The organism is Pantoea sp. SGAir0184 (genome assembly GCF_043544755.1).
The window spans coordinates 4,169,216-4,179,989 of sequence record NZ_CP028050.1 but is presented as its reverse complement, the minus strand read 5'-3'; the positions used below and the strand labels follow the sequence as shown (position 1 = coordinate 4,179,989).

Here is a 10,774-nt window from a genome sequence, read left to right as displayed (position 1 = left end):
TATGACTGGGGCGTTTTTTATTGGGCTTTTTCTGAAAAAAAGCGGACGCAAAGGTCCGCTCAGGCGCTACTCTGACAGCGCTTCACCGTCGCCTTCCTGCGCCGGAGTCAGCTCGCTAAACCAGGTATCAAGTTTCTGACGCAGCTTATCGACGCCCAGTTTTTTCAGCGATGAGAACATCTCGACCTGGACATCGCCTAAAAATGCCAGCGATGCCTCACGCACCATGTTCAGCTGCGCTTTACGGGCACCGGAAGCCAGCTTGTCGGCTTTGGTCAGCAGAATCATAACCGGAATACCGCTCTGCACCGCCCACTCAACCATTTGCTGATCGAGATCTTTAAGCGGATGGCGGATATCCATCAGTACCACCAGTCCTTTCAGGGCCTGACGTTTCTGCAAATATTCACCCAGCGCGCGCTGCCATTTACGCTTCATCTCTTCCGGGACTTCCGCATAACCGTAACCTGGTAAATCCACCAGGCGTTTGCCTTCCACCACTTCAAACAGGTTAATCAGCTGCGTGCGGCCTGGCGTTTTACTGGTACGCGCCAGGCTTTTCTGGTTGGTCAGGGTATTCAGCGCGCTGGATTTGCCTGCATTTGAGCGCCCGGCAAAGGCAACTTCAATGCCCGTATCCGCCGGTAGATGACGAATATCCGGCGCGCTGAGCATGAAATGGGTGACGTGATAGTTCAAAGCAGACAATGTAAAACTCCAGCAGAATGATCGGGCAATGGCGCTGATTATACCTGTTATGGCGCAAAAGTGCCCGACAGGCGTCTTAACGCGCTATTTTGTAAGAGATCGCCGCTAACTGCTACCAGTGATGACGGATTCATGCAACATTCATTCGCTACATTACTGTTTATTTTCATCAGCTTACGTTAAAAATGAAAAAGACCGCTCTAAATTAGAGACAAGTCTCACTTGTTCAATTTACTGTTTGGTCTACATTTGTTGTCAGTGCACGGCAGCACCCATCAGGATGATGAGCTCAGGAGCGTCGGGGATGACCGCGAGCATGGCAGGAGAGCGATTCAGGCAGGAATCGGACAGGGACAGGGATTACTCGCAGGAGCGATGTGGCGATGGAGCAACCGGGACGTTGTGAGCCGTAAAGGATTTGACGCGTGTTTCCTTCGTATGAAGGTGCGAAATAAGGCGATAGCACAGGCTATCGCCTTTTTTCTTTGTCATCTTTCTGCTAGATTTCGCCGCAATTCTATACTGAACTCACCAGGCATCGCCGAGACCGAATACATGAAGCAACCTGCACCAGCCCAGCGTGGCAAACCTGCTGCTAAAGCGAAACGCAAATCGCGTGAAGAACTGAACCAGGAAGCCCGCGATCGCAAGCGCGATAAAAAGCACAGCGGCCACAAATCCGGCAGCCGCGCCAACCCGGAAACGCAAAGCGCCGGTAAAGGGCACAGCAAAAAGAGCGCCGATCCGCGCGTGGGCAGCAAAAAGCCAGTCGCGCTGGTGGCGGACGGCAAAACCCTGCCCGAAAAGAAAGTGGCGAAGCCAAAGCCCAAAGCCGAAAAAGTGCGCCTGACGCCGCAGGAAGAGCTGGCCAAGCTGGAGAACGATGAGCGTCTCGACACGCTGCTCGATCGCCTTGAGAGCGGCGAAACCCTGAGCGCAGAAGATCAGGCGTGGCTGGATGAGACGCTGGATCGCATCGACGAGCTGATGGAAACGCTGGGCATTGCGCTGGATGACGACGCCGAAGATGAGCAGGCAGAAGAGGATATGATGCGCCTGCTTAAGGGCCACTAACCGCCATTTTTGATCGGCATGCGGCTTTGCGCATGCCGCGCTAAACAGGTATTCACCTATGTTTTGGCCTGGATCAATTTTAGCGCTGCTGCTGACATGTTATCTGCTGTGGTTATTGTTTAAACTACGCCGCCTGTCGCGGCTGAAATCGCGCTTACGGCGGCGTTCCGCCCAGCGCTTCGTCTCCTCTTCTGCCACGCGACCCGCCCTCAGACGACGTCACCGTAAGGAGTGAGCATGTCATCGCAGCAGATTGAGTGGGATCAGCGGCTCATCGAAAAATACAATTACGCCGGTCCGCGTTACACCTCCTATCCCACCGCGCTGGAATTCAGTGAAAGCTTTGGCGCGAGCGATTTTCAGCGCGCGGTTGAGCGCTATCCCGAGCGCGCGCTGTCGCTGTATGTGCATATCCCGTTCTGCCATCGTCTGTGTTACTTCTGCGGCTGCAATAAAATCGTGACGCGCCAGCTGCACAAGGCCGATCGCTATCTGGAGGTTCTGGCGCAGGAGATTCGTCAGCGCGCTCCGCTGTTTGCCGGCCGTCGCGTTACGCAGCTGCACTGGGGCGGCGGCACGCCCACCTTCCTTAATCAGCAGCAGGTCAGCCGGCTGGTGGCGCTGCTGCGCAGCCATTTCGACATCGCTGACGATGTTGAGATGTCGATCGAAGTCGATCCGCGTGAAATTGAGCTGGAGATGATCGATCATCTGCGCGCGGAGGGCTTCAATCGTCTGAGCATGGGCGTGCAGGATTTCAACAAGACAGTGCAGGAGCGGGTCAACCGCGTTCAGGATGAAGAGACCATTTTCGCCCTGGTGCAGCGTGCCCGCGCGCAGGGATTCCGCTCAGTCAGTCTGGATTTAATCTACGGCCTGCCGCTGCAGACGCCAGAGAGCTTTGCCTTTACGCTGCAGCGGGTGATTGCGCTCAATCCGGATCGCCTCAGCGTCTTCAACTATGCGCACATGCCTGCGCTGTTTGCCGCTCAGCGCAAAATCAAAGATGAGGAGCTGCCGACGGCGGCGCAGAAGCTGCAAATCCTGCAGCAAACCATCGCGACGCTGACCGGTGCGGGTTACCAGTTTATTGGCATGGACCATTTTGCCAAACCGGATGATGAACTGGCGGTGGCGCAGCGCGCCGGCGTACTGCATCGCAATTTCCAGGGTTACACCACGCAGGGCGAAACCGAACTGCTCGGACTGGGCGTTTCGGCCATCAGCATGCTGGGCGACAGCTATGCGCAGAATCAGAAAGAGTTAAAAGCCTGGTATGCCAGCGTTGAGCAGCAGGGCCATGCGCTGTGGCGCGGTTTAACCCTGAGCGAGGATGATTGTCTGCGGCGGGATGTGATTAAAGCGCTGATCTGTAACTTTGCGCTGGACTTTGCCGACATCGAAGCCCGGTGGCCGGTGGTGTTTGAACGCTATTTTGCTGAGGATTTAGCGCTGCTGGCGCCGCTGGTGGCCGACGGCTTGCTTGAGATCGGTGAGCGCCGGCTGCAGGTCACGGGCATTGGCCGTCTGCTGATTCGCAACATCTGCATGTGCTTTGACCGCTATCTGCGGCAGAAAGCGCGGATGCAGCAATTTTCGCGGGTAATTTAAGCATAAAGGGAGCCAGCGCTCCCTTTATGTTAACTGAACAGACTGACGCTGATGGCGCAGACCACGGCGGCCAGCGCGGTTTGCGGTGAGTGAGTCACAGCATTACCGATTGCCGCCACGTTATGCGCGATGAGCTGGATGACAGATTGCAACATGTTAGCCTCTCCCGATTGCCGCCCGTATAATACTGAACGGCACCGGTCTGTACAGATATTACGCGCAGAAAGTGTGCAATAAATAACCCTTTTACACTTTTCCGCGTTATTCCATGCCCAGTTCTTTCAGTTTACGCGTGAGCGTATTGCGGCCCCAGCCCAGTAAACGTGCCGCTTCCTGCTTGTGGCCCTGCGTATGACGCAGCGCAGTGGTCAGCAGCGTACGCTCCATCTCCGGCTGTGCTTCTGACAGCAGGTTTTGATGACCGGAACGCAGCGCGCGGTCTGCCCACTGCGCCAGCAGCGTTGCCCAGCTGTCCGGCAGCGACTGCACCGGATTTTCCGGCGTACTCGACTCAAACAGCTCCGGCGGCAGATCCTGAATCAGCACTTCCTGGCCTGCGGCCATGACCGTCAGCCAGCGGCAGGTGTTCTCCAGCTGGCGCACGTTACCCGACCAGTGCAGTCGCGTCAGCGCGGCTTCAGTCTCCGGATGCAGAATTTTCGCTTCTACGCCCAGCTCACGCGCTGCGACCTGCAGGAAGTAGCGCGCCAGACGCGGGATATCCTCGCGACGTTCACGCAGCGGCGGCAGATGCACGCGAATCACGTTGAGGCGATGGAACAGGTCCTCACGGAATTTGCCCTCCTGCACGCGCAGCTCCAGATTCTGGTGGGTAGCGGCGATGATGCGCACATCCACTTTGACCGGTGCATAGCCGCCAACACGATAGAACTGGCCATCGGCCAGCACGCGCAGCAGGCGCGTCTGTACATCAAGCGGCATATCGCCGATTTCGTCGAGAAACAGCGTGCCGCCATCGGCCTGCTCAAAGCGGCCCTGACGAATCTGGTTCGCGCCGGTAAACGCGCCTTTCTCGTGGCCAAACAGCTCCGATTCGATCAAATCCTTCGGGATCGCCGCCATATTCAGCGCGATAAATGGGGATTTGGCGCGCGGGCTGTGGCGATGCAGCGCATGCGCGACCAGCTCTTTACCGGTACCGGACTCGCCGTTGATCAGCACGCTGATCGACGAACGCGACAGACGGCCGATGATGCGGAAGACATCCTGCATCGCCGGCGCTTCGCCGATGATATCGGTGGTCGGGCCGCTTACCGGCTGATTGCGCGGCTGCTGCTGCTCCTGATAGTGACTGATGGCACGCTCTACCAGCGCGACCGCTTCATCAATATCAAACGGCTTAGGCAGGTAATCAAACGCGCCCTGCTGATAAGCGCTGACCGCCGCGTCGAGGTCCGAATGCGCGGTCATAATGATGACCGGCAGCATCGGATGACGCTGTTTGATCTGCTTCAGCAGCGCCAGACCATCCATGCCTGGCATACGAATATCCGACAATAATACGTCCGGGGTTTTGGTCGAGAGCGCATCCAGCACCTCGTTGCCGCTGTCAAAGGTGGCGCAGCTTAAACCGGCTCCAGTGAGCGCACGTTCAAGCACCCAGCGGATGGAGCTATCGTCATCGACGATCCAGACTATCCCTCGTTGCATAGAAACCTCACTGGCGAATAGGCAGGTAAACCGAGAATTCGGTGTGGCCTGGCCAACTGTTAAATTCAATTTTTCCCGAATGCTGATCGATCAGGCTGCGGGCGATAGAGAGACCTAAACCGGTGCCGCCTTCGCGTCCGCTGACCATCGGATAGAACAGCGTATCCTGCAGCTGGGCCGGAATGCCCGGGCCATCATCTTCAATGTCGATACGCGCCACCAGCCGGTAACGCGTGCCGTGTAACGTCAGCTGAAACGCGGTACGGGTACGGATGACAATGGTGCCGCCCGCTTCGCCCAGCGCCTGCAGCGCGTTACGCACCACGTTGAGCAGCACCTGCTCAATCTGGTCCGGGTCGTGCGGCAGCTCCGGCAGGCTGGGGTCATAATCACGCACCAGCGAGACGTTTTCCGGCAGCTCCATCGACACCAGGTTAACCACACGTTCAGCCACCTGATGGATGCTCTGGGTCACGTGCAGTCCAGGCTGCTGCGGACCCAGCAGGCGGTCGACCAGGTTACGCAGCCGGTCGGCCTGCTCAATAATCACTTTGGTATATTCATTCAGCGCCGGATCGGGCAGGGCGCGCGATAATAGCTGTGCCGCGCCGCGCAATCCGCCGAGCGGGTTTTTAATTTCGTGCGCCAGGCCGCGTACCAGATCGCGCGCGGCAACCTGCTGAGCGTGCTGAATCTGCTCCTGGCTGAGACGGCGCTGATTATCCATCGGCGCCATTTCCAGCAGAATAAATCCGTCGGGTAGACGCTGTGCCGTGAGCGACATAATGTGCGCGCGGCCATCCACCACTAACGTGACTTCGCTATCGGTAAAGCCCTGGCCTGCCCCTAAACTCTCGCTCATTACCTCAATGTTCAGCGAAAAATAGCCGGTAAGTTCCGGTAAGGGCGTGCCGAACAATTTTCGTGAGCTTTGCGCCAGTAATTGCTGGGCCGCCGGGTTGGCGTAGTGGATAACCAGATCGTTATCGACCAGCAAAATACTGTTGATCAGGGAGTTGAGAATCTGCCCCGCGTCGGGCAGCGTGCCAGTTGCCATACAGCGTTCCTCTGCACTAAATTAGTGCATTATAGCCTTTGGGGACGCAAATCTATCCGTCGAACGATGAATTCGCGGTGAAAAAAGCCCATCCGGAGATGGGCTAAAGTTTCCACGGCAACAAAAAATCTTCAGCGCCAGGATTAGCACCGTCGCGGCGTTGGCGGCTACGGTGCATCTGCGCGAATCTTTTAAGGATTAAACGCTGTAGTACAGTTCGAACTCAACCGGGTGCGGGGTCATGCGTACGCGGTCGTTGTCAGCTTTACGCAGTTCGATGTAAGCATCGATAGCGTCATCGGTGAACACGCCGCCACGGGTCAGGAACTCGCGGTCTTCGTTCAGTGCGTTCAGCGCTTCTTCCAGTGAACCGGCCACTTTTGGAATCTCAGCTTCTTCTTCCGGCGGCAGGTCGTACAGGTTTTTGTCCATCGCATCGCCAGGGTGGATCTTGTTGATCACGCCGTCGAGGCCGGCCATCAGCAGTGCGGTGAACGCCAGGTATGGGTTAGCCGCTGGATCCGGGAAGCGCGCTTCGATACGGCGTGCTTTCGGGCTGGCCACCACCGGGATACGGATAGAGGCAGAACGGTTACGCGCTGAGTAAGCCAGCATTACCGGTGCTTCGTAGCCTGGGACCAGACGCTTATATGAGTTGGTGGTCGGGTTTGCCAGGGCGTTGATGGCTTTAGCGTGCTTGATGATACCGCCGATGTAGAACAGGGCAGTTTCAGACAGGCCGCCGTATTTGTCGCCAGAGAACAGGTTTACGCCGCCTTTAGACAGTGACATGTGGCAGTGCATACCGGAACCGTTGTCGCCAAACATCGGCTTCGGCATAAAGGTAGCCGTTTTGCCGTAGGCGTGCGCGACGTTGTGCACGACATATTTGTAGATCTGAATTTCGTCAGCTTTCTTGGTCATGGTGTTGAAGCGGGTAGCCACTTCGTTCTGACCAGCAGTAGCCACTTCGTGGTGATGCGCTTCTACCACCAGACCCATCTGCTCCATGGTCAGACACATGGCAGAACGGATGTCCTGTGATGAGTCAACCGGTGGCACCGGGAAGTAGCCGCCTTTCAGACCTGGACGGTGACCTTTGTTACCGCCTTCGTACTCTTTACCGGTGTTCCAGGCTGCTTCGATGTCGTCGATAGCCACGTGTGAGCCGGAAGTTGAAGAGCCGTAACGGATGTCGTCAAACAGGAAGAACTCTGGCTCAGGTCCGAACAGTACGGTGTCGGCGATGCCGGAAGAACGCAGGAACTCTTCTGCGCGCTTGGCAATGGAGCGCGGGTCGCGATCGTAGCCCTGCAGCGTGCCTGGCTCGAGAATGTCACAGCGGATGATGAGCGTCGGATCTTCGAAGAACGGATCCATTACGGCAGTTGTTGCATCCGGCATCAGCACCATGTCTGATTCGTTAATGCCTTTCCAGCCGCCGATGGAAGAGCCATCGAACATTTTGCCTTCTTCGAAGAAGTCAGCGTTAACCTGGTGAGCAGGGATAGTAACGTGCTGTTCTTTACCTTTGGTATCGGTAAAACGCAGGTCAACAAACTTAACTTCGTGCTCGTTCATCATCGAGAGAACGTGTTCAGCGGACATACTCAACTCTCCTGGAAATGGTCATTTTGTCGTCGTGGTGAGAGAACTTCTGTTGCCGGGAATGTGTCACGACTACTGACCACCCCTGACCAAGATCTCGGCAAGCTCTTCAACCGTTGTGCAACTGTCGTTTTCGCTTAAAAGATATAAAGCGAATTCTGTGCCAACTTTATTACAATGGTGAAAATGGCGCTGTGATGCGCCCTGCGGTGAGACGACGGCTGCACCAGCGTGGATGGAATGCACCAAAATAGTGCCGTCAGTTTAGGGGTAAGCACTTAAATGGTGCAAAGCGCCATCAAAGTGCAGCTTAATGCACCGTTATTGGTGCTAAAAACGCGCACTGCGAGAATCTTTCGGCGAAAACTGTGATCATGTTCAGTCTTTCGCTTAATCCGTGTACAATACCGCGTTATTTCTATAATGCCTGAGGCAAAGCTGTGATCGAAAATTTGCGTAACATCGCCATCATCGCGCACGTTGACCATGGTAAGACCACCCTGGTTGACAAACTGCTGCAACAGTCCGGTACTTTTGATGCCCGTACCGAAGCGACTGAGCGCGTGATGGACTCCAACGATTTGGAGAAAGAGCGTGGGATTACCATCCTCGCGAAAAACACCGCCATCAAATGGAACGACTACCGTATCAACATCGTTGATACCCCGGGACACGCCGACTTCGGTGGTGAAGTTGAGCGCGTCATGTCCATGGTGGATTCGGTGCTGCTGGTTGTAGACGCGATGGATGGCCCTATGCCGCAAACCCGCTTCGTAACCAAGAAAGCCTTTGCCCACGGTTTGAAGCCGATTGTAGTCATCAACAAAGTTGACCGTCCTGGCGCGCGTCCGGACTGGGTTGTTGACCAGGTATTTGACCTGTTCGTCAACCTCGATGCGACCGACGAGCAGCTCGATTTCCCGATCATTTATGCGTCTGCGCTGAATGGTATCGCCGGTCTGGATCACACCGACATGGCTGACGACATGACCCCGCTGTATCAGGCCATCGTCGACCACGTTTCTCCACCGCAGGTTGAAGTTGAAGCCCCACTGCAGATGCAGATCTCGCAGCTGGACTACAACAACTACCTCGGCGTAATCGGTATCGGCCGCATCAAGCGCGGTAAAGTGAAGCCAAACCAGCAGGTTACTGTGATCGACAGCGAAGGGAAAACCCGTAACGCGAAAGTCGGTAAAGTGCTGGGCCATCTGGGTCTGGAGCGTATTGAATCCGACCTGGCTGAAGCAGGCGACATCATCGCTATCACCGGTCTGGGCGAGCTGAACATCTCCGACACCATCTGCGACACGCAGAATGTGGAAGCGCTGCCAGCGCTGAGCGTGGATGAGCCAACCGTAACCATGTTCTTCAACGTCAACACCTCACCGTTCTGTGGTAAAGAAGGTAAGTTTGTGACGTCGCGTCAGATCCTTGAGCGTCTGAACAAAGAGCTGGTGCACAACGTAGCGCTGCGCGTAGAAGAAACCGAAGATGCCGATGCATTCCGCGTATCCGGTCGTGGTGAGCTGCACCTGTCAGTTCTGATCGAGAACATGCGTCGTGAAGGCTACGAGCTGGCGGTATCCCGTCCGAAAGTTATCTTCCGTGAATTCGAAGGCCGCAAGCAGGAGCCATTCGAAAACGTTACCCTCGACATCGAAGAAACCCACCAGGGTTCAGTGATGCAGGCGATGGGTGAGCGTAAAGGCGACCTGAAAAACATGGATCCGGATGGTAAAGGCCGCGTACGTCTCGACTACGTGATCCCAAGCCGTGGTCTGATTGGCTTCCGTAACGAATTCATGACCATGACTTCCGGTACCGGTCTGCTGTACTCCACCTTCAGCCACTACGACGACGTGCGTCCGGGCGAAGTGGGCCAGCGTCAGAACGGCGTGCTGATCTCCAACGGTCAGGGTAAAGCGGTTGCCTTCGCCCTGTTCGGCCTGCAGGATCGCGGTAAGCTGTTCCTCGGTCACGGTGCGGAAGTGTATGAAGGCCAGATCATCGGTATTCACAGCCGTTCTAACGACCTGACCGTAAACTGCCTGACCGGTAAGAAACTGACCAACATGCGTGCGTCAGGTACTGACGAAGCTACCACCCTGGTACCACCGCAGAAAATGACGCTGGAGCAGGCTATCGAGTTCATTGATGACGACGAACTGGTAGAAGTGACGCCGCAGTCAGTACGTATTCGTAAACGCCACCTGACCGAGAACGATCGCAAACGCGCGTCTCGCGGCAGCAAAGAGTAAGCGAAATCGTCTGATAATGAGCCCCGCACCCGCGGGGCTTTTTTTTGCCTGCCGTCTGAGGCAGCGCGACCCGTACGAAATCAGACCCCGCTTGCGGAATGCGGATTTCCCCTAAGCGTACCTGTTCAGGCTTGCCTTTTACCGCTAGAGTGAATGATCCAGGGAACGTAGAGGAGAGGTGTCATGCTGTACATCTTTGATTTAGGCAATGTGATTGTTGATATCGATTTCAATCGGGTACTCGGCGTCTGGAGCGATCTGGGACGCGTGCCGCTTGCCACGCTGCAGAGCCGTTTTCGCATGGACGAGACTTTCGAGCAGCACGAGCGGGGCGAAATCAGCGACCCGGAGTTTGCCGCGCGGCTGTGTGACCAGCTCGATATTGCCCTGAGCTATCCGCAGTTCACCGCTGGCTGGCAGGCGGTGTTTGTCGGCGTGCGTCCGGAAACACTGGCGATCATGAACCAGCTGCGCGCCAGCGGCGAGCGCGTGGTGATTCTGTCTAACACCAACCAGCTGCATTTCGAGTTCTGGCCAACGCAGTATCCGGAAGTGCAGCAGGCTGCCGACCACATCTATATGTCGCAGGATATCGGCATGCGCAAACCAGAAGCGCGCATCTGGCACTACGTACTGGAGCATGAAGGCTTCACCGCCGATCAGGCGGTATTCTTTGATGACAACCAGGCCAATGTTGATGCGGCGCGCGCGCTGGGCATTGAGAGCGTGCTGGTCGAAGATGCGAAAACCGTGCCTGACTGGTTTGCGAGCCGTCGCTGAGTGA

9 protein-coding genes are annotated in these 10,774 nt (G+C 56.2%); 4 read left to right on the top strand and 5 right to left on the bottom strand.

What is annotated here, in order from left to right; translation table 11 throughout:
• Positions 1–66 precede the first annotated feature (66 nt).
• Complete coding sequence (gene yihA / locus C1N60_RS19755) at positions 67–708, bottom strand: ribosome biogenesis GTP-binding protein YihA/YsxC (RefSeq protein ID WP_394521230.1); 642 nt, start codon at positions 706–708, stop codon at positions 67–69.
• Positions 709–1,263: 555 nt separating this feature from the next.
• On the opposite strand from yihA, the gene yihI reads away from it, so the two are divergent.
• Positions 1,264–1,782 (top strand): Der GTPase-activating protein YihI, encoded by a 519-nt coding sequence (gene yihI / locus C1N60_RS19750; RefSeq protein ID WP_058770999.1) that lies wholly within the window; start codon positions 1,264–1,266, stop codon positions 1,780–1,782.
• Positions 1,783–2,019: 237 nt separating this feature from the next.
• Positions 2,020–3,393, top strand: coding sequence for an oxygen-independent coproporphyrinogen III oxidase (gene hemN / locus C1N60_RS19745; protein WP_394516975.1), 1,374 nt, complete (start codon positions 2,020–2,022; stop codon positions 3,391–3,393).
• A 29-nt stretch (positions 3,394–3,422) separates the two neighbouring features.
• Here the strand turns inward: hemN and C1N60_RS19740 are convergent, their stop codons facing one another.
• From C1N60_RS19740 to glnA, 4 genes are all read right to left on the bottom strand, one after another.
• A complete protein-coding gene (locus C1N60_RS19740; RefSeq protein ID WP_021507120.1) occupies positions 3,423–3,548 on the bottom strand; it encodes a YshB family small membrane protein in 126 nt (41 codons plus the stop codon).
• A gap of 106 nt (positions 3,549–3,654) precedes the next feature.
• On the bottom strand, positions 3,655–5,064 hold the full coding sequence (gene glnG, locus C1N60_RS19735) for a nitrogen regulation protein NR(I) (protein WP_031279642.1): 1,410 nt from the start codon (positions 5,062–5,064) through the stop codon (positions 3,655–3,657).
• 7 nt (positions 5,065–5,071) lie between these two features.
• On the bottom strand, positions 5,072–6,121 hold the full coding sequence (gene glnL, locus C1N60_RS19730) for a nitrogen regulation protein NR(II) (RefSeq protein ID WP_021507118.1): 1,050 nt from the start codon (positions 6,119–6,121) through the stop codon (positions 5,072–5,074).
• A 198-nt stretch (positions 6,122–6,319) separates the two neighbouring features.
• Positions 6,320–7,729 carry a glutamate--ammonia ligase gene (gene glnA, locus C1N60_RS19725; protein WP_394521229.1) on the bottom strand — a complete coding sequence of 470 codons (1,410 nt, stop codon included), beginning with the start codon at positions 7,727–7,729 and terminating at the stop codon, positions 6,320–6,322.
• A 440-nt stretch (positions 7,730–8,169) separates the two neighbouring features.
• Here glnA and typA point away from each other — a divergent pair, with 440 nt between their 5' ends.
• Both typA and yihX read left to right on the top strand, forming a co-directional pair.
• Positions 8,170–9,990 (top strand): ribosome-dependent GTPase TypA, encoded by a 1,821-nt coding sequence (gene typA / locus C1N60_RS19720; RefSeq protein ID WP_021507116.1) that lies wholly within the window; start codon positions 8,170–8,172, stop codon positions 9,988–9,990.
• Positions 9,991–10,173: 183 nt separating this feature from the next.
• On the top strand, positions 10,174–10,770 hold the full coding sequence (yihX, locus tag C1N60_RS19715) for a glucose-1-phosphatase (RefSeq protein ID WP_021507115.1): 597 nt from the start codon (positions 10,174–10,176) through the stop codon (positions 10,768–10,770).
• The last annotated feature ends 4 nt before the right edge of the window (positions 10,771–10,774 follow it).

Excerpts from the sequence above, each read along its gene's own strand:
- yihI (WP_058770999.1), top strand. The coding sequence starts at position 1,264 with ATGAAGCAACCTGCACCAGCCCAGCGTGGCAAACCTGCTGCTAAAGCG.
- hemN (WP_394516975.1), top strand. The coding sequence starts at position 2,020 with ATGTCATCGCAGCAGATTGAGTGGGATCAGCGGCTCATCGAAAAATAC.
- C1N60_RS19740 (WP_021507120.1), bottom strand. The coding sequence starts at position 3,548 with ATGTTGCAATCTGTCATCCAGCTCATCGCGCATAACGTGGCGGCAATC.
- glnG (WP_031279642.1), bottom strand. The coding sequence starts at position 5,064 with ATGCAACGAGGGATAGTCTGGATCGTCGATGACGATAGCTCCATCCGC.
- glnL (WP_021507118.1), bottom strand. The coding sequence starts at position 6,121 with ATGGCAACTGGCACGCTGCCCGACGCGGGGCAGATTCTCAACTCCCTG.
- glnA (WP_394521229.1), bottom strand. The coding sequence starts at position 7,729 with ATGTCCGCTGAACACGTTCTCTCGATGATGAACGAGCACGAAGTTAAG.
- yihX (WP_021507115.1), top strand. The coding sequence starts at position 10,174 with ATGCTGTACATCTTTGATTTAGGCAATGTGATTGTTGATATCGATTTC.